We start from the raw sequence: 20,337 nt of genomic DNA on the forward strand, positions 1-20,337 counted from the left end.
GTAATGCTTAAAAGTTTATATCCTGATATTCTTAATGTAATTGTTGTCCGTCCAGGTAAAGCGTCCAGCCTTTGGCAAGCAGCGTGCTGACTGCCGTATCGGACGAGGACGATCGTCCCGATCCACCGGAGCTGATGTATAGGAATCCACCGTTCACAGACTGCCCGCTGCCCGATGCAACCTGGTTAAAAATGCCGTCCACCACAGGTTGTGGGATAGGGATCTCCGCGTTACCCGTGGGATCATTGGAATAATGAGGTCTTCCGGGTATGATATAGAGATAATTAAGTTCCTTCAAGCCACTCAGATCCTCTCTGTTCCACTGCGCATCCGTGAGAGACAGGAATTGTAAATGTTTGAACCAGGTATTCCAATCGCTTTTGAGTCGGCTGATCTTAAACGTAGAGTCGAAATAACACGCCAGGTTATTCCTTGCCAGCTGGATGGACTGAAGGTCCGGGTTGCCGGCCATGAAGTCCTGCTGATAGCTGAGGTTTTGAATGGTAGTCGTTCCGCCATCACCCGTATTGAGGTGAAAATCATTGATCGAATGAATGGATGTCCAGTTGGAGACATTAGCGACGGTTGACATGGATGCCTGCTGATAGGAGCTGCTGCCAAACTGCTTCATGTGCTGCGGAAGATTGCCCCGGAAATTTTTCAGTTTGGAAAGGCTGGTAGCCGACGCATTCACATTGTCCAGGTATTGGGTCTCTTCCGCATCATTGTGATAAAAGGTCAGGGTCTTCAGGCTCGTGTCAGCATAGGTATGCACCAGGTATAAGGCGCTACTCCCTTTCTGGATGGTGTTAGCAGGCAAGGGATTTATGATGTCACCAGGATTGGGTGGCAGCCGAACACTGGCGCCATCGCCAAAATCAACATAGCACCCATTTATATTCCGTACCCCATCGATTTGGTTCCACGAAAGGTCCACTTTGTGAAACCTGCATCCTGTGATAGCGGGTAGAGCTTTTCCTGCATTTAACGTCAGCTGAAAATGCATGGAATCCCCTCCGGCGGATAAAGTTCCCCTGTTGGCATTGGCTGTATCCGCATTCCACCTGGTAATAAATCTGGCCTGGTTGGACGCCGTGTCCAGTAGTTTGCCATTGGCATTGAAGACGCCCACCGGGTAGCTGAGGGTACCCGTGCCCGCCAGGTTCGTCATGGATAGTATATAGCAGTTGGTGCCGCAACGGGTAGACGCCTGATACTGGTATTCGTATTGCTTCACAATATTGCCGTCCATGTCCCGGATTCGGAGGAGGCGTTGAAGACCGTCGTATTCATAATAAGTTAACCGGCTGCTGATATCGCATTGGCTGGTCATGCCGACCAAGGGGTCGTAGGCATAAGTGGTCATCTGTGCTCCCTGTGGATAGAGGCGCAATTCGTCGATGTTGCCAGTACCCGATATAATAATAGTCGTTTGTCCTGAAATCTTATGAATATACAAAGTCCAACCATTTACAGTTTTACCCGTAATGGGATAACCATTTACCGTACCGGAAATGGCATAAGCTTGCGCATTCCTGGTCCAGTAGGAGACAAAATACGTTTTCAATGAAGTTAAGGACGCTCTCGTAATGGCGCCATTAGACAAATTATACGACTTTCTTCCCGTGATTGCATATACCGTATCTCTGAGTGTTGATGGGATTGACCAGTTGCCGGCTCCATCAAATTCAAAGCTTGAATAAGCAATATCTTCCTGAGACCCGTTTTTCACTTCAGCTACTGGATATAACTGGTTATAGTCCCACACATAACTGATAGGCTCGTCGCTGGATTTGGAAAAGGTAAGTGGGTTTCCCTTACTATCCATTGCCATGTATTGGGCTCTGGTCTCTGCCGGGTTATTTAATACCTGGGATTGACTGTTGGAGGGTGCTATGATATTATTACCCCAATCCTGGTAATTTGTCTTGCTAGATCTCACAAAAGCCCCTTTCACAGAATCTATCTTTTGGATGATCGGGTTTAATATATGACGTTGACCCATCGTTGAATATGGTGCAATCGAATTAAAATCATACGGGTACAGGAAAGATGACTGCCGCAAGCTTGCCTTACTATCTGTTGTTCTGGTGCGTGTCAACTGGTAAATTCCGGGCGTCTTGTCATAATAAAAGCTGTCCGTTGTAACTATGCTATTGCCAAAGTCATCATAAAGCGTATTCTTTTTAGTTATCGGCTTGTCAAACCCCGTATAATGGCGTAAATAGGGGACTGTTCCTTGAGGAATATTATATGGTCCATAATAGAAAGACACAGCACCCGCAGCCCCAAACCGGATCGCCACAATTACAACGGAATCATAAAAATCATCGGGAGGGCGAGGCGCAGAGCCATCACTGGTCAAAAATAACGACTGGTAGCTGATAAAGTCCGTGTTTATTTCTGCAACATAATCTTCCTGATTAGACCCAAGAAGGTGAGGTGAAATGCTATAGTAATCATAGTCCTCCTTACTAAGTATCGCATTGCCTTTGTATACCTTCCTGGACACTAATTTACCCCTAGTCCATTCTGATGGCGCATAGGCGGCGCTTTGCATATAGGAAAAATATTGAACAAATGTCGGTCTGACAAATGAATACTCGTAGTTTGTACGAAGCACATTCGTCGAATCACTCGTGCTGACATCGTATTCATCAACATATTGGTACCCACAATAAGAACCAGAGGTTGTTTCCAACGGCAGAACTGAATTTGAAAAATATCTTAATCCAGCTATAACGTTATTTGTAACTTTTTGCACATATTGAGGAAATGATGCCAATTTTCCTGAAGTATATCCGGTAGGCGTGGTATAAGTATATTTTTTGACTCTTGCCAGCACGTTATCCTGCGTATAGCTATTTATTTTTTTTATTCTCAGCCCACCTACATTGACCATATTTTTAGCAGTATCCAGTTCACGCCATTTTACCGAGAGCTGAAAGTTGTAAGGCTGATTATCAGCAGCAGATCCAACGGGATTGAGATATACGAACCTGGCGGTTAAGCGATAGTTCCCTGGACTAAGATTTAAATTTGTCGCACTTCCTGTGACCCTTTGATAGGGCGTAGGCGAACCCAGAGGTGTAGTACTAAAATCCTGCACCAGGGTGATGTTTCCCATAGGATCAATTTGTTCCAGTTTGCAATAAACATTATCTACATTATACGGAGTATTGTTTTCCAACGAAGAGGTCCCAAAATTAGTAGATACATTCCATCCTAGCCCTACAGCAGGGTGACCATTGCTGGAAATAGTAAATTGCTTAATAAAATATTGGGTTCCATCCGGTGCTGTGCTATCTGGCGATGGATAAAATGAATGCCTGCTCCATCCGCTGACAAAAATATTAACAGCAGTATCTCTGAGGTTGTCATCCTGGTATAAATCGACCAAATGGAATGGTATATCGACGAGACTAGCTGAATTACTTTCATAAACCAATTCTGTCCTGCCCCCTTCCGGATAAGTAATGCTTTTCAATGAAAACACGTTGCTAACCTGCGGATTAACTCTTCTGTCGCCCCCCGGAAAACCTAAAATCTGCTGTTGAGAAAACGGATACAGATCAGGTATAAGCCCAAATTCAGCCATATTTGCCTTGCCGTTATAAAATCCAAAATGGTCCTGAGCAAAAGTAAATTTCGATGGCATCAGCACATTGGTGTAATAGTCAAATTTGTGTTTCAATGGAGCGATCGAGTCCGCAACCATGCTTATGCTGTCCAATCGCAGACGCAAGTATCTATAATAGGTGGGTACATAACTGACAACTACAGGATTAACAGTTGCCAAAATATCATACTGGTCGCCTGTGAAATAACTATAATCAAATTTTACTGTTTTTATTACTTTATTGTTATTATCGAGTACAACCATCTGCGCCAGCGCCAGCGTCGGCATATCTTGCCTGGAAGTGTAAGTAAAATTCACCGTGCCTCCAGGAAAACGAATGCTCTTGATCCTTGTATCAGAATATCCAGTCTGTGTTACACCCTTTGCGGTAGTTGATCCTCCAAGCAGCTCCACGCTTTCTCCATTCAACTTGTAGGCATTGTAGCTATAGGATTCATACGTATAAGTAATGCTGTCATTGTAAATATTTCGTATTGTTTTAATCTGCCAGCTACTTTTTGTATTTACCGTCCCACCTGATGGAATTTGAGAAGTCACGGCATCTTTCCCAAAGTCGACAGAAGTACCATCAGGCAATTGCAGGTTCCAGGAATAAAACGCGCGCCCAATACCGTAAGAATTCACCGGATTGGACGTTTGTTGAACATTTATATCCTCTTTCGGAAATAATATGAACTTGTTCTGTTGCTGGCTAAACATGAAACGGCCTGAATATCCTAAAACAGAATAATAGAACATGTCAGGCATGAAATCAATAGTAAGTGCCTGCTTGGCGTCATAGACAGCCTGTGATCGTATATTTTTATCATTATTGGAGGAAGAGGGCGAGCTATTGAAACCTTCAACACTGTTAGTGCCGGTAGCACCAAAATATGCCTTGTCGTCAGGAGCACCCCTAACAGCTCTGGAAATCTCTCCACCAAAATTTAATGACCACCCCAAACCAACGATTGTGGCTTCCTGATCTACCCTGATTCCCCCAGCATGATAATCCAGGGTGATCGGAACTTTTACACCCTTTATATTCATTTCATACAGTGGAACACTAATACTTGGTACCCCTGTATAGGTGGAAACGGGAGTTTCAATATGTCTATTGAAGGCCGCTACCTCCGGAGATTTGAAATCCAGGGTTGCTGGTATTGTTTGCGAAAACCCGGATAGCCATAATAATAAAGGTAGAAGGCATGTAGAGATTTTGTTGCCGAAATGTTTCATTTTTTGATACTCCTTTTAAATGATGCTCTCAATTTTTTATTAATACCGTCTCAGAAATTATACCCCACCCTAAACACCACCGCCTGCCCCTTCGGCACCTGCTGATAACTCAAAAAATCCCACAACAGCTGCACCTTCGTCTTCTTGAACACCCGGCTCTTCATCGACACCGTCTTGCTCACCCCGATGAGTCCGCTATGGGTCCACTCATCCCAGCGCCGCAACTGCTGGTACGAAGCAAAGGGCCGCGTGTGATTGTATTCCCATCCGCCCGATAATGAAAAGCTCCCCTTCAGCTTCACCTCCACAAACGACCTAAGCCCCATTCCCTGGCTGGAAAAAGCAATGTGCTGGATCCCATTCCCCCAGCCCAGTTTGTAGCTGGCGCCCAGACCAATGATACTCCGGTCGCTGAGCTTATAGCCCACCGACAGCCCGAAGTCCGACACCGTAGGGAAATAGGAATTATTCCTGGTGGTCTGGAAATTCGTCCCATACTCTAGTCGCTTCCAGAATGTCTTTGTCTTTTGTTCATTGGGCTTGAAATCCGGCAGGTCGATATCTCCGCTGCCGCCGCCCAGCTTGCTCAGCTTGTCCTTATACCCATCCAGCTGCGATTGTGCTGATTGCAGGTTGGCTTGTAAAGCCGCCGCACCGCCTGCGCCACCTGCCGACACCTGCTGCTGGATCAAGGCCGCCACCTGGTCGCGGGTCTGCAAGCCAGACAGGCTGGCTGGATCGCCGTAATTGGAAGGCAAATTGAACAGCCCCGCCAATTGCGAGTTTTGTTTCATGAAAGCCTGAAAAGCCGGCAGCTTGCCGAGGATCGCCAGCGCCTGCTTCGTTAGCTTGTCCGGGTCATTCAACATCTCCTTATACTGGCGCACCTGCTGCGAGTAGTAATAAATGTCCTGGTTCATCCCCTGGTAGTCCTTACCCAGGAGATTGGACAAACCACTATGCTGCTGGACATATTGCGAGATCTGCTGCTTGCGCTGACGGACGAATTCCTTAATCTGGTCCGCGTCCTGCATTTTTGCCTCCAATGCCCTCAGCTGAGAAAGAGAGCCGGCAGCCCCGTCATTCTTCAGGAACTTCAACATCCCCTGCAATGAATCCGTATAAGCCTGGTATTCCCCATTAATATGCAAGCTCCCGCCACCAGTATCACTGACGAGCTTTCGGGACAGCGCATCATACTGCCCGATCGATCCTGCAAACAACGTCTTTGCCGCCGCCGAATCTTTTTTATATAATTTGTTATACATGCGCTGTTCACGCTTGCGCATGCGCTCCAGGTATTTTTTTGTCTGGTGCGTCAGTTGGTCGTCCAGGCCGGCGATCCTGTTCTCTATTTTGCTGAAGAAGTGGGAAGGAAAATTGGTGACAGCAGCAGCCTTGTCAGGCAGGTCCTGCGCATAAGAGGAATAAGATATAAAGAAGAGCAGCAATAGGATTGCGCTCCGGGGTCCTTGCATAAGAAGCCGGTTTAAGGGTGTTGCGCAGGGCATGGCCCATACGTCTACGGTTGTTGCTACTAACTAATCAAAGTGGGTTGAAAAGAAAGAAAGGATTCCAAGGATAAGGGAAATTACTTAATGCGAAGTAAGGGAAGTTTTGTTAATTGTCTGTTATCCGTTGCAAAATTTTTTTCTGCCTCCCATCTGATACACCCCGAATTGCCGCATCTGCTTCTGTTTTCACCGCGCCCTTCTCGCTAGTTTTACAATCAAAAAATGCAGCAGCTATCCATACGGGGAATACAGCTTCACTATGACGATAGGGGAGAGGGCTCGCCCATCGTCTTTGTCCATGGCCACCCCTTCGATCATACGATGTGGAAATACCAGTTGCCCCGCTTCGCGCCGGAACACCGCCTCATCATGCCCGATCTCCGCGGCTACGGCCACACCGACGTCACGCCCGGCAAAGTAATGCTGGATGAAATGGCCCTGGACATTCTCCATCTGCTGGATGCGCTTCACATCGACAATGCCGTCTTCTGCGGCCTCTCCATGGGAGGCCAGATCGTGCTGGAATGCTACAGGATCTTCCCGCACAAAGTAAAAGCCCTGGTCATCGTGGATTCGGATGCACGGGGAGAAACCCCCGACAGCCGTCAACAACGCCTGCAGAAAGCCGACAGGATCATCGCAACAGGCATGCGGCAGCATACGGACGAGACGATCCACCAGTACATCGCTCCGGCTTCCATGAATAACCCGCCCGTCTACACGCATCTCTATGACATGATGAGCAGCACGACAGCCGAAGGCGCCGCTGCCGCCCATCGCGGAAGGGCCGATAGGAGGGACCACCTGTCCTTTCTCCCATCCATTCGCGTCCCCACGCTCGTCGTGGTAGGTGAAGAAGATTATTTTACACCCCCGCCCATCGCAAGGCTGATGAGCGACAGGATTCCTGGGGCTGCGTTGGCCGTCATCCCGGCCGCAGGGCATCTCCCCAATATGGAGACCCCGGAAGCTTTTAACGAAACCCTGTACGCTTTTTTGAAAACACATCGGCTGTAGATCGGACTGCCGTCATCCCCGGAACAGCTTCACCTTGCCCTTCGCCCGGATGCGCTCCATAATAAAGGCATGTATGATGTCATATTGGATGCCGATCAGCGTCGCAAACTTCTGCATTTCTGAAATGGTGAACTCCCCGGGGTCATTGATCTTTTTTCTGAACGTGTAAAAAGAGATATTCAATTCCGTGGCCAGCCGCGTCTCGCTGACAATGGCAAACACCTGGTCAAAGCTGCTGATCTTGCCCCCCTCGAACTCGTTTCGCAACGAATTGAATTTATACTTCATTTTCGATTCCCGCGCTAACTGCCGCTCCTTATCCGAGTGAGTGATCCTGGAACTTTTAGCCATTCAACAAAAATTTGGCCGGCAACTTATATACGCTGCCAAGGCAGAGAGTATAGTATTGAGGGCGTGCCCCTTCGGGTCGGGCTGTTCGCTTGTAGTCCTCGGCCTTTGGCCTGCGGGCTACCGCTGCCATCCCTCACGCGAGGGAAAATTATGCGTTAAACGTCTTATGCATCCTGTGCCTCTTTCTTTTTCTTTGGCCGGGCAGCCCTAACCTCTCCGCCGCTGTATTTTGGGTACCACTGAACATCTCTTCTTTACTCTGCGAGTTTTCTATTTAGCGGTTGTAGCTGAATCTCCTCGCCCAAAATAAGGCGGCTCCAAGGCAGGGCTGACCCTGGCAGATACTGTGCGCAGGTGGGATATTCATTCCGGGATAGATTGCTATCGATATAAGAAACCTTCTTCGGCTGCATTCCTTTTCTCCGACCGATGGCACGATGTGGGACCTAATGCCCCGCTGCTGAGAACTTCGTCAGAGCTGCGTACCTCGCTCTTCCTCGCTCGTAACCTTCGCTTCGCTCGGTTATCCCGCAATGATTTTCTGTTTGTGCTCTTCCGAGCTGCGGTAAAATAAGGCAGCGGAGACCTGTTAAGTACCCCAGGTAATTTGCGGTAGATGCAGCAACGACCAGCTGGTCATATAAGCCGGAATGTCTTTCGGAGACTGCGATGTGCCATTCCTTTTTTGGGAAGTATAATCCATTTGTCGTGGTAAAAAAAACAAACCCCTCCTGTGCTGTGCGAGGGGATTTATTTTTTCACCACTAAAACAATTATGTATGTTGTACTTTCTGATCAAAAAAGGGAATGAATTACACATCATGCGCATTCATCCGAAAGACGAAGTCCTTTTCCGGCTGTTTTATGACCAGCAGATCCTGGTCGAAGGGAATTCAGCTCTGGACGTCCTGGCAAAGTTTCATGATTTGCCATTGATCATAGAAGACGGGTTTTCATAACCCGTCTTTTTTTAACTCTTGTCTGTTTAGGAGTACGTGAGATTTTTTTCCCTTCTAATTTTCTCGCCGGGCTGTCCGAGAAAATTAGGGGTTCATAATGTCTATAATGTTCCTTGTCCTGCTGATCGGTTTTCTCGTCCATAATCCAATAAGCAGATCATTTGCATGAGGGGAATAAAAAGGCCCTACCGAAGCAGGGCCAAAGGTTTTCACCTGCGGCATTTAGCCTTATTGTGATAAGATTGGGAAAAACAATCTCTTTGCACAAAGAAAATAAAAATTTTATATTTATCCAACTTTTCGTTGAAAAGCGAAAATTCTCGGGTGAAGGCTCTCCTTGATTAGTACCTGTCTATTCCTGCTATCCTCTATTTCAATCTATTTGGTATTACCGCATATTTCTAACCCAAACCATAACAACAAATGAGTAAAGTATTAGGTCTGGACCTTGGCACCAACAGTATTGGCTGGGCAATCCGCGACACTGAAGGCAATAATGATCCGAGCCAAATCACCCATAAAGGGGTTGTGATTTTTGAAAAAGGTGTCGGAAAGGAAAAGGGTATAGAGTTTTCCCGGGCAGCCGAAAGAACAAAACACAAGTCCGCAAGAAAAAAGAACCGCCGCCGGAGATGGCGCAAGATCGATCTCCTGGCAATCTTGATCAAGAACAACATGTGCCCTCTTTCTATGGAAGAACTTGAACAATGGAAAACGCCGGCGGGAAACAGAGAAAAAAAATATCCGGAAAGTAACATATTTCGAAACTGGCTTCGCCTTGATTTCAACAACGACGGACTGGCGGACTACGCCAATCCTTTTGAGCTGCGCGCAAATGCTTTACAAGAAAAGCTATCTCTGCATGAACTTGGAAGGATCGCCTATCATATAAATCAACGGAGGGGCTACCTCAGCAATCGAAGCGATAAAGCCCAGGAGACGGCTGAGATAGTGCCGACAGACAATGATGCCGAGGATAAGGCAACAAGACCGAAGAAACTGGGAAAAGTAGCCACCGCGATCGGAGAACTTGAAAAAACGCTCGCTGGAAAAACGATTGGCCAGAAATTATCCGAGTTAATTGCCGAAGGGGGCAGAGGCAGGAGACGGAAAGAGGAAAGCACCAATATAAGCAGGATCACACTTCAAAGCGAGTTCCTGGAGATCGCCGGGTATCAGGGGCTTTCAACAACGCTAACCGAAGCGATCCGCAGGATTATTTTCGACCAACGTCCTCTGCGATCTCAAAAGGGAACGATTGGTAAATGCATTTACGAAAAGGACAAACCACGGTGTCCGGTTTCCCACCCAGAGTATGAACTGTATCGGATGTGGCAGATTCTCAATAACATAAAATACTCCGATGATGGAAGAAAGACCTGGCAACCGCTGAATGCTGCAGAAAGGCAGTTGGCTCAGCAAAAATTCTTTCGTAGATCAAGCCCGACCTTCGAATTCTCCGATATCAGCAAAGTTTTCATGAAGCATCACCCGAACAGGGTGTTTAATTACAAGAATGGGCAAACGATTGCCGGCTGTCCCACCCTGGCTGGCCTTATCTTCCTATTGGGCGAGGAAAGAACCTGGCAAATGAGGGGAGCCGCCGTGAAACGAATAAAATGGGAAGAGTCCCAAAAGGGTCCAGCCGCGCTTCCATATCCTGACAAACAGATTGACTTGTATGACCTATGGCATTGGCTCTTTGCTATGGACAATGATAAAGATCAGGCGATTGTTCGGCATAAAGTCTCCGCCAAGCTGGGTTTTTCCGAAAATGACGCCGATAAATTCGTACGCGTACCCATTAAGCAAGGGTATGGCAGCCTCAGCCTAAAAGCGATCCGGAAAATAAATCATTGGCTGGAGCAGGGAGAAAAGTATGACAAGGCGGTGTTCCTGGCAAACGTTCCTTATATCCTGAATCACGAGGATTGGAAAGCCAATCAGGAAATATTAATCAACGCCATTCAGGAGGCCATAGACGGTGTCGGTCGGGAAAAGAATTGCACGGACATCGCCAATGGTTTGATAAACCATTACAACAATCTCCCCTACACTCACCGATTTGCGGGCGATAACCAATATACGCTGCTGGATGAGGACGATCAAAATGACATAAACTCCGCGATCCTGAATTATTTTGGTGAGGCCAGATGGAAGGAATTCTCCCCGGAAACGCGATCCTCGTATGAAGAGCGGGTCAAACAACTCTACCAGCTTGCACTTTCAGGCGCGAAAGGCAGCGAACTCACTTATCTGAAGCCGCCTCGACTGGATCAAAACATAAAAAACGTGATCTGCCAGGTCGTGCATCTTGACCCTGGCAGCAAAGTATTGAACAAATTGTTCCATCCCAGCGATATCGATTCATTTCTTCCCGCTTTCAAAGAGGTCGATACTTTCACCGGCCATGTCACAGGCAGGAAATTACTGAATAGCCCGATTACGGAAAGTATCAGGAATCCAATGGCCATGAGAGCCTTATATGAGTTAAGAAAGCTGATCAATTATCTCATCAAGCAAGATATCATTGACGAATATACCCATGTGATCGTCGAAATGGCCAGAGAGCTGAATGATGCCAACCGGAGAAAGGCTATAGAAAGGTATCAGTCCGACCGTAAGCGTGAAAATGATGCATATGAACGCGAGGTTAGAAAAATATTCTCTGAGCAGGGAAGGACACTGCCCGGCGATATGACCACCTACGTCGAACGGTACCGGTTGAGAAAGGAGCAACCAAGAAATGTCTGCATGTATACCGGTAGAACCATAAGTGACACGGATCTCTTCGACGAATTTACGACGGATATAGAACATACCTTGCCAAGAAGCCTGACCTTCGAAGACAGCCTGGAGAATAAAACCATCGCGTTCAAATTCTATAACAACCATGTAAAAGATAAGCTATTCCCCTCCCAATTGCCCAATTACTCCGAGGATACAGGAGAGTATACTGCCATTGAGCCCAGATTGTCCGACTGGAAGAAGCTGGTTGAGGATTTTGAGAACAAGATCGAATATGCAAAAAAACGGAGCCGCCTGGCCTCGACAAAGGAGGTTAAAGACAAGGCGATTGAGGACCGGCATTATTACGAAATGCATCGCCGATATTGGAAAAGTAAACTGGAGCGTTTCACCCTCACCCAGATAACAGAAGGATTCAAGAATAGTCAACTGGTAGACACACAATTAATTGCAAAATATGGCGTGCTTTTCCTTAAAACCCTCTTCATTCGTGTCCGTTCAACCAAAGGTTCGATCACTGACAAGATCAAAAGGGTATGGGGTGCCATGGGTGGTGATGAAAAAAAGAATAGGACTCGGCATACCCACCATGCCATCGATGCAATCATACAAACATTGCTTCATAAAGAAAAGAATAGACCGGACATTTACAACCTTCTGGCGGAATCATACCGTGAAGCAGAAGACAACCGGTGGAAAGAACCCAAACTTCCAAATCCGTGGAATTTGGAGCCGGATGCTTTTTATAGCGCGATACAAGAGTTGGCCGACGGGATCATCATCTGTCACGCCGACAGGGACAACGTCCTCAAACAAACACGTAAAAAACAGCGGGACAAAGGCGATATACTGTATTTGAAAAATGAAGATGGTACTCACCGGTTGGATGCTACTGGCAAAAAGATGCCCATTTACCAACGCGGTCGGGGAATTAGGGCAAGCCTGCATAAAGACACCTTTTATGGCGCGATCAAAGTTCCGGTAAAAGAAGACGGCAAGTTCAAATTCAATTCCGACGGGCAGATTATCCTTGAAAAAGGCGAAAAAGATAACGACCAGATTCGATACCGCACAGGTTTCGTATTTCGGGGTAGTACAGCTGACGAAATTAAAAAGAATATCGAAAAGATCGTAGACGACAGACTTCGAATGCTGGCGCGCCAAACAGGCGCGGCAACAATACATAAGCAGGGTTATTTTGAGATACCCCCCAGCGAAGAAAGAAAAAAACGTGATAAGAATGCGCAGGCCACTAAAGTTTTTAAAGTGAAGATTTTTGCGGACAACCTGCAAAACCCCATACTTGTAAAGGAGCATCCGGGCGCGGTAAAAGATCATAAGAAATGGTACTACTCGCAGACCGATGGCAACTACTTGATGGCATTATATGATAATGGAAAAGAGAAGGACTTTATGCTTGTCAATACATTCGAGTTGGCTGGATTGGTTGGCCAGGGACAAGGTTTGTATCTCCCATATAAGGAAAAAATAATCAAAGGGAAACCAGTACAGGTACCCCTCTTGCGTAGAAATAAAAAGGACGTGGTTTTAACTCAAGGTATTAAGCTGCTTCTGTTCGAAGTTTCGCCACAAGAGATATTTTCAGATGTTTCTACAAAAAACTTGAGTGACCGGTTATTTAAAGTCCAGGGACTCAGCATTCAAAGGATTCAAAAGAGCTACGAGTATGGAATAATCCAGATGATACATCATCTTGAAGCCCGGCCGCTTAGTGAAATGAAAATACAGGACGGCGATTATAGATTTGGCGATGGTAAGACGTATCGAAAAATGAACCATAACCAACTCAATGCCCTGATCGAAGGGATTGATTTTTATATATCCCCTATAGGAGCTATTGTGTTTGTTGAAAATGAAGAAAAATGAGCAAGCGCATCCTGTCTTTCTCGAATCCTTATCACCTGAGCGCCAAACTCGGCCAGTTGGTGATTTTCAATAAAGAGACGGAGGATGAGATCACCAGATCTGTAGAGGACATTGGCTATGTAATTATTGATCATCCGCAGGTCACATTTACAACGGCTCTCATGCAAGTGTTGGCTGAATTTAATATAGCAGTCGTCTTTTGCGATGCAAAGCATCATCCGTCAAGCATGTTGCTGCATCTGGATACGCATCACATTCAGGCGGAAAGGTTTAAGGCACAGGTGAATGCCAGCGAACCATTAAAAAAGCAATTATGGCAACAGACGATCAAAGCGAAGATCCTAAATCAGGCAAAAGTGCTGGAATTCGCTGGCTGTAGATCGATAGCGCTGCTCAATCTTGCCAAAAGGGTTACAAGTGGTGATACGACAAATTGTGAGGCGCAGGCAGCCAGAATCTATTTCAAGCAGCTATTCGGAGAAACATTTTTACGATACAGGGAAGGGCCGCCACCAAACCCTTCTCTCAACTATGGATACACTATCCTTCGGGCGTCGGTGGCAAGAGCACTCGTAGGCAGCGGACTATTGGTCACCACTGGTATCCATCATCATAATAAATACAACAGCTTCGCTTTGGCCGATGACATCATGGAACCTTTCCGCCCTTTCAACGACTGGCTCGTTCATCGTCAGATCCGAACCATTCCTGATTACCATAACCTCACCAGCGAAAGAAAGAACGAATTCTTTCAATTGCTGCACACCGACTGCATCTGGAACAAGCAAATGAGTCCGCTGGATGTCGCAATCGAGTCGGTTTCAGCTAACCTGGCCAAGTGCTTTGAAGGATCGGCTAAAAAATTACAATACCCCGAATTGCCCGAACCATGATAAGGCAAGAACGGCTAAACGCATATCGCATTATGTGGCTTTTTGTATTATTCGACCTCCCTGTCGAAACAAAAAAAGAGCGAAAGGCGGCAAGCGATTTCCGTAAGGCGCTGATGAAGGACGGGTTTGGTATGCTCCAGTTTAGTGTGTATTGTCGCCATTGTGCAAGCGATGAAAGCGCTCAGGTACATATCAAAAGAACCAAGGCGGTCACCCCGGAAAAGGGCCAGGTCAGCATAATTAAAATCACCGATAGACAGTATGGTGACATCATCAACATTTGGGGCGCCAAAGACAAACCCCTGCCTGCCGGGCCCACGCAAATAGAGATGTTTTAGGAATGGTTTTTTTAAGGAAAAGAAGTGATGTTGTCGTCTTTTCCAGTGGTTTTCTCATCATAAATAGTGGCTAATAGCTTAATACTAAAGTATATACATTATCCAATAGTATGTCAAATAGCTTTTCCCAATCAAACCACAACTTGACTTATGACTTTAAGCATGTTCCTCTAGTATGTCAAATAGCTTTTCCCAATCAAACCACAACTTGCGAAAGGCCCACCCAGCGAGTGATCCGAGTATGTCAAATAGCTTTTCCCAATCAAACCACAACTCATCCGAGAGGTAGCAACCCAGCTGCCGGAGTATGTCAAATAGCTTTTCCCAATCAAACCACAACCATGAAGAGATCCAGGATACCAGCGATGGGAGTATGTCAAATAGCTTTTCCCAATCAAACCACAACGCATTGGTATTACTATCCTCTTATTGCGAGTATGTCAAATAGCTTTTCCCAATCAAACCACAACTCAATTTGGAGGGGCTTGAAATTACCGATAAGTATGTCAAATAGCTTTTCCCAATCAAACCACAACTCTCACAGGTTTATATGGTTTAAGGGAAACAGTATGTCAAATAGCTTTTCCCAATCAAACCACAACTTGAACAGGTCGGAAATTGCGTGGGGAAGCAGTATGTCAAATAGCTTTTCCCAATCAAACCACAACCTGGTGGGATTGGTGGAATTATCATCCCAAGTATGTCAAATAGCTTTTCCCAATCAAACCACAACTTTGGTACTATCTTCCCATACTACAAGTACAGTATGTCAAATAGCTTTTCCCAATCAAACCACAACCCCCCGAACCCGTTCAATACAATAGCTACCAGTATGTCAAATAGCTTTTCCCAAGCAAACCACAACCCTGGCCATCTTATTGATTTTGAATCAAATAGTATGTCAAATAGCTTTTCCCAATCAAACCACAACATACCCATTAATTCGGCGCAGGTCTCGGCAGTATGTCAAATAGCTTTTCCCAATCAAACCACAACGGGGTCCTGGACGCATTGAAGCGCTCTGGCAGTATGTCAAATAGCTTTTCCCAAGCAAACCACAACCAGTCTAGGTCTATGTCGAATGTGTCTCCGAGTATGTCAAATAGCTTTTCCCAATCAAACCACAACTGCTGTGGCGTTGCTTATTACTTGTTGGAAAGTATGTCAAATAGCTTTTCCCAATCAAACCACAACCACTGTCTTCATGCCGATGCTTCGCCTGGGAGTATGTCAAATAGCTTTTCCCAAGCAAAACACAACCTCTCTTTTACTCTACTCTCTGGCGAGACAGTATGTCAAATAGCTTTTCCCAATCAAACCACATCACGGCGGTCCCCCAGGCGGTCCCTGCATAAGTATGTCAAATAGCTTTTCCCAAGCAAAACACAACTTGATATGACTACTCAATTCAGCGAGACCAAGTATGTCAAATAGATTTTCCCAAGCAAACCACAACCTGTAAGAGATCGCTTTGGATATCGAAAGAGTATGTCAAATTGCTTTCCCCAATCAAACCACAACTTGATCAAGGCCTTACTCTCAGCTTCGTCGAGTATGTCAAATAGATTTTCCCAAGCAAACCACAACCAAAAAGGCGGCACATAGACATGAGCCGGCAGTATGTCAAATAGTTTTTCCCGATCAAACCACAACCTGCTCTTATCGCGTCCTGGATAGCAAGAGAGTATGGCAAATAGCGTTTCCCAAGCAAACCACAACTGCATAGATATGCCGTGCCTTATATTGGCAGTATGTCAAATAGCGTTTCTCAATCAAACTACAACTGACGATTTCGGAGAACGGTTGGCAGCTCTAGTATGTCTAATAGATTTTCCCAAGCAAACCACAACCCGTTATCGCGTACTTAAATGAAAAAGCCGAGTATGTCAAATAGCGTTTCCCAACCAACCCACAACTGGACAAGTTTTGCGTATTTTGCTGCAAAAAGTGTGTCAAATAGCTCTTCGCATTCAAACCACAACCTGGCCGCCTTCGCTTTTCCGCTCAGCCTCAGTATGTCAAATAGATTTCCCAAGCAAAACACAACTTAGAGAGGAAGCACGGATGCTTCTGTTATAGTATGTCAAATAGCTCTTCCCAAGCAAACCATAACCCTGTTAATTTTGTCGATCCCGTGCAGGGCAGTATGCTACATAGCTTTTCCCAAGCAAATCACAACGTATAAAAATTAGTGTGGGGGTTGCAGTTAAGTATGTCAAATAGCTTTCCCCAATCAAACCACAACTGTTCGGACAATGCAGCCTCAACATGCACGAGTATGTCAAATAGATTTCCCCAAGCAAAACACAACTATTGCGTATTATGTGACAGCGCTCGGTATAGTACCTCAAATAGATTTTCCCCAATCAAACCATAACCGCTCCTCCTTGTCCTATTCCCTGGCCATCAGTATGTCAAATAACTTTTCCCAATCAAACCATACCTAATTTGATTCCGGTACAAATATAATTTAATTCAAATTATGTCAAATAGCTTAAAGTCGACATCAGGTTCTTTATTTAGAACACTGTCTCTGTGCCGGTTGAAGAAATCCCTCTAGCCGATGCACATTGAACCGTCGCCTTACCCCGCTTGCACCACCTTCCCCTTCAACCCCGGATCCCTCACAATCCTCTTCATCTCACTTTCCACCAACTCAACCACTTCCCTTTTCACCCTTTGAAAATTCTCCTCAATTTCACCCGGGCCCATCTCCCGCACCACCGGCAGCGCCCCCTGGGAAACACCGCTATCCTCCTTCAGCACTTTCGCATGGAACGCCTTCAATTCCATTGTCCTTCCCGGGTCATCCGCCAGGATACCCACAAATTCCCCGGAAGACAAGGTGGCAATAGTGGCCGGCGAAATTGCAGGGCTGGACTGTTCCGACTTACTGACAGAAGTATCCATACTGTTCACGGATACCGTCGTCTTATATTGCTCCACCGCCGGGAACCGCTCACTCACCCAGCGGGCCGTTTCGCCTCCCACCTGGCCACAAATCAGGTTGCCCGTCATATTCATGATCGTACTTGCCTCTGCATGGGAATATAACATCCGCAATTGACTGATATCCTGCACAACGAGCATAGTGATTATGTCATTCGATCGCCCCACGGCCATCGTATTTAACACACTTGCCGCACGCACCGTGGCAAACTCATCCAGCACCAGGGCGCAGGGATGGCGTCCTGGTTGGTTGATCAGCTTGTTCAGCCGGTCGATATACAACGATAGGATAGGGGCCAGCGCCTCCTGCCGGGCCGGATCACCCCCCAGGCATAACACTTTGGGATGTGCCGGATCATTGATCTGCAGGGAAAGGTCATCTCCCGTCAGTACATAATACAGGTCAGGGGAGGCCAATCGACCCAATGGGATCTTGGCGGATGAGATCTGGCTGTCCAGCACTTCCATCGTCTTATTCTGGTACACCTGGATAAACGTATTGACCAATGTCTGTATCTCCGCTTCGGCGTTTAGGATGGTAAACAGCTTGTCATACGGCGCCTGCGCCAGCTCGATCACATGCGGCAGCGTACAATAAACGCCGCCTTTATATTTCTTCAGGAACCAGATCAGCGCCGCCAGGAAATTGATCGGCGATTCCACGAAAAAGTCGCCCTGCCCCTTATGTGCCCAGCTGCTGTTGAGGCCCAGCATGATCGTGCGGCTCACGCCAATGGCGTCCGACAGGTTTCCCAAAGTCGCCGGATCGAGAAGGTTGCACCGGTGACTACGCGACACATCCGTGAAATTGATGGAGTAAAATCGGGCCGAAGCCGGGTAACGCTTCCGGTATTTACAGAACAGCGCATACGCATGCCTTGTCAGGGTGTCGTATTTAAAATCAAATACCAGCATCGAAAATCCCCTTGCGATCAGCTGCTCCATGGCCGGCTCGATGATAAACCAGGACTTGCCCGATCCGGGTGACCCGATCAACAGCACGCCCCGCCGGGCATTAATAATGTTGATATGGCTGTTGCGCGAATGTCCTTGCAGCCGGTACTCCGCCTTTAGGTTGATAGAAAAGTCCGTTTCGATCAACCGCTCTTCTTGCGGAAATCCCCCCTCTTCCTTCCGAAAGAATCCCTTGCGAAGTGAAGATGCCAGCACCCGGGAAAGCCTTGTTCCCCCGGACATCACCAGCAGCCATCCCGAAAAACAGCTGCCCATATACAAACACGCGATATTCACGATATCGTCCTCCCGCTCAAGCACGACAGCGCTCCCCCAAAATAACAGCACCCCAGAAAATAGAAGCACCAGAGCGCCTCTATAACCCAACTCACCATCCTTTCGGCCTTTCACACCCAAAAGGGACAGTCCCAGGAAAACCAATGACACCAGCTTAGATAACAAAGCCTTTTCAAACAATCCCGTCCGCGCAATATTGTCCAGGATCCGATCCGACAGTGGCGCCGTTAATCCCCATTCCCGGAAAGCTCCATAACAAGTGAAGTAAAAGTGGAGCAGCAATACCATGAGACTGATCCACCTGCTAAGGTCCAGGACCTTTCGCATGCCATATACATCTTCTCCTGTATTCATAATCTTATCCGTATTTGTTGTCGTTGTATTTCCTCTTGTTGCAATTGTTCTTGCCGGGCACATCTTGCCTGCAGGGCGCCCAGGCTCCAACGGTCCCCCAGGCTTTCCCCGGAGACCACCGACTTTTCCCGGTGATCTATAAAAAAAACATCCGCATCTTTTCCATCCTTGCCTTCCTGCACGACAATATTGATCCCCTCCCGTTCCATGGACCGCTGAAAGCCCGGCCAGTCTGGCGCTTTTCCCGCAAAAGCCCACTCGATCGCCGTCGTAATACGTTCGCGATGCTCGTGACGAAGCTCCTCGTTCAACTTGAACCTCTTTTCCAGGTTGTCCAGCGTCGGGTTGAGGAAGAAGCGACTGGCTTTGATCGGCGAGCCGATCCGGTGGCCCCTTTCATCCAATACCTGGTATAGGATACCCCGCGACTTATACAGCTGAGAGGTTTCTTTTCCACGCCACGCAATTACGTTGTACTCTCGCAGCGCGGCATTCAATTCCTTCAGCGAAGTATATTTGTAATGGTCTACGACCGTATTCAACACATCGCTTATGGCCCTTTGTGTCGGTGACTCGCCGTAGACCACCGTTTGTGCCTGCTTCACCTTGAACGATTCTCTTTGCTTTTCAGCCCTTTCAAGCTTTTGAAGGCCAAATTCCACTTCCATGCTTTGAGTCACCTCACGCGATGTATGGAATATAATCGGCCTCAAGTCTATCCTATCTCCATTCGCCCGGATAGTGGTAGACACAATATGAAAATGAGGCTGCGACACATCAGTATGCCTGTAAACCAGGTAGGGCTGATCTTCAAACCCGATCCCTTTCATATAATGCCTGGCAAGCATGATCATCCTTGCTGTGGACAGTTCTTCGGTAGGCTTAAACCCTACGGCAATGGATACGCCGTTCTTCTCCGCTCTGTCATTCAGACTGGTCCTTTGTACAAACCGGTTGAGCTTATCCTTTTCACTCATTTGATCCAGGTCTTTCAGGAAATTGCCCGCGTATATACATTCAGCCTTCCCGATAAGGACCTTTTTCAAATTATACCGCAGCTTGACCGGTATGCTGTAAGTCCCTCTTACTTTGGCGAACATGCGTCTGCAATTTTGTTAAGGATCGCCTGCATTTCCTGCACCTTCTGTTTTAACCAATCGGTTTCGAGGGCCTTGGTATCCCCCTGTTCACATAAAATGATCAACGCCTTTTTTAGCT

General features: G+C 46.8%; 10 protein-coding genes. 5 read left to right on the forward strand and 5 right to left on the reverse strand.

From position 1 onward, the window contains the following. Positions 1 to 31: 31 nt before the first annotated feature. Both Q4E93_RS21840 and Q4E93_RS21845 read right to left on the reverse strand, forming a co-directional pair. A complete protein-coding gene (locus Q4E93_RS21840) occupies positions 32 to 4,858 on the reverse strand; it encodes an RHS repeat domain-containing protein (RefSeq protein ID WP_303588887.1) in 4,827 nt (1,608 codons plus the stop codon). A gap of 50 nt (positions 4,859 to 4,908) precedes the next feature. Next, entirely contained in the window at positions 4,909 to 6,336 is a 1,428-nt protein-coding gene (locus Q4E93_RS21845) for a hypothetical protein (RefSeq protein ID WP_303588889.1), read from the reverse strand. A 258-nt stretch (positions 6,337 to 6,594) separates the two neighbouring features. Between Q4E93_RS21845 and Q4E93_RS21850 the strand changes: the two genes are divergently transcribed. Next, on the forward strand, positions 6,595 to 7,389 hold the full coding sequence (locus tag Q4E93_RS21850; protein WP_303588891.1) for an alpha/beta fold hydrolase: 795 nt from the start codon (positions 6,595 to 6,597) through the stop codon (positions 7,387 to 7,389). Between the two features lie 12 nt (positions 7,390 to 7,401). Here Q4E93_RS21850 and Q4E93_RS21855 read toward each other — a convergent pair whose 3' ends face one another. Further along, positions 7,402 to 7,740: a hypothetical protein gene (locus Q4E93_RS21855; protein WP_303588893.1), complete on the reverse strand. Its 339-nt coding sequence runs from the start codon at positions 7,738 to 7,740 to the stop codon at positions 7,402 to 7,404. Between the two features lie 779 nt (positions 7,741 to 8,519). Between Q4E93_RS21855 and Q4E93_RS21860 the strand changes: the two genes are divergently transcribed. The 4 genes from Q4E93_RS21860 (at position 8,520) to cas2 (ending at position 14,565) form a co-directional block, all read left to right on the forward strand. Then, positions 8,520 to 8,699 (forward strand): hypothetical protein, encoded by a 180-nt coding sequence (locus Q4E93_RS21860; protein ID WP_303588894.1) that lies wholly within the window; start codon positions 8,520 to 8,522, stop codon positions 8,697 to 8,699. 423 nt (positions 8,700 to 9,122) lie between these two features. Further along, positions 9,123 to 13,334, forward strand: a complete 4,212-nt coding sequence (gene cas9 / locus Q4E93_RS21865) for a type II CRISPR RNA-guided endonuclease Cas9 (protein WP_303588896.1) — start codon at positions 9,123 to 9,125, stop codon at positions 13,332 to 13,334. Further along, positions 13,331 to 14,227: a type II CRISPR-associated endonuclease Cas1 gene (gene cas1 / locus Q4E93_RS21870; protein ID WP_303588898.1), complete on the forward strand. Its 897-nt coding sequence runs from the start codon at positions 13,331 to 13,333 to the stop codon at positions 14,225 to 14,227. Before cas9 ends, cas1 begins: the two co-directional genes overlap by 4 nt. Before the next feature lie 32 nt (positions 14,228 to 14,259). Then, positions 14,260 to 14,565, forward strand: a complete 306-nt coding sequence (cas2, locus tag Q4E93_RS21875; protein ID WP_303588900.1) for a CRISPR-associated endonuclease Cas2 — start codon at positions 14,260 to 14,262, stop codon at positions 14,563 to 14,565. A 2,583-nt stretch (positions 14,566 to 17,148) separates the two neighbouring features. Here the strand turns inward: cas2 and Q4E93_RS21880 are convergent. Further along, on the reverse strand, positions 17,149 to 19,119 hold the full coding sequence (locus Q4E93_RS21880; RefSeq protein ID WP_303588902.1) for a YWFCY domain-containing protein: 1,971 nt from the start codon (positions 19,117 to 19,119) through the stop codon (positions 17,149 to 17,151). Then, positions 19,116 to 20,219, reverse strand: a complete 1,104-nt coding sequence (locus Q4E93_RS21885; protein ID WP_303588904.1) for a relaxase/mobilization nuclease domain-containing protein — start codon at positions 20,217 to 20,219, stop codon at positions 19,116 to 19,118. Before Q4E93_RS21885 ends, Q4E93_RS21880 begins: the two co-directional genes overlap by 4 nt. Between the last annotated feature and the right edge of the window lie 118 nt (positions 20,220 to 20,337).

It is taken from the genome of Flavitalea plasmicola (assembly GCF_030546645.1).
Classification (GTDB): Bacteria; Bacteroidota; Bacteroidia; order Chitinophagales; family Chitinophagaceae; genus Puia.

Excerpts from the sequence above, each read along its gene's own strand:
- Q4E93_RS21840 (WP_303588887.1), bottom strand. The coding sequence starts at position 4,858 with ATGAAACATTTCGGCAACAAAATCTCTACATGCCTTCTACCTTTATTA.
- Q4E93_RS21850 (WP_303588891.1), top strand. The coding sequence starts at position 6,595 with ATGCAGCAGCTATCCATACGGGGAATACAGCTTCACTATGACGATAGG.
- Q4E93_RS21845 (WP_303588889.1), bottom strand. The coding sequence starts at position 6,336 with ATGCAAGGACCCCGGAGCGCAATCCTATTGCTGCTCTTCTTTATATCT.
- Q4E93_RS21885 (WP_303588904.1), bottom strand. The coding sequence starts at position 20,219 with ATGTTCGCCAAAGTAAGAGGGACTTACAGCATACCGGTCAAGCTGCGG.
- cas9 (WP_303588896.1), top strand. The coding sequence starts at position 9,123 with ATGAGTAAAGTATTAGGTCTGGACCTTGGCACCAACAGTATTGGCTGG.
- cas1 (WP_303588898.1), top strand. The coding sequence starts at position 13,331 with ATGAGCAAGCGCATCCTGTCTTTCTCGAATCCTTATCACCTGAGCGCC.
- Q4E93_RS21880 (WP_303588902.1), bottom strand. The coding sequence starts at position 19,119 with ATGAATACAGGAGAAGATGTATATGGCATGCGAAAGGTCCTGGACCTT.
- Q4E93_RS21855 (WP_303588893.1), bottom strand. The coding sequence starts at position 7,740 with ATGGCTAAAAGTTCCAGGATCACTCACTCGGATAAGGAGCGGCAGTTA.
- Q4E93_RS21860 (WP_303588894.1), top strand. The coding sequence starts at position 8,520 with ATGTTGTACTTTCTGATCAAAAAAGGGAATGAATTACACATCATGCGC.
- cas2 (WP_303588900.1), top strand. The coding sequence starts at position 14,260 with ATGTGGCTTTTTGTATTATTCGACCTCCCTGTCGAAACAAAAAAAGAG.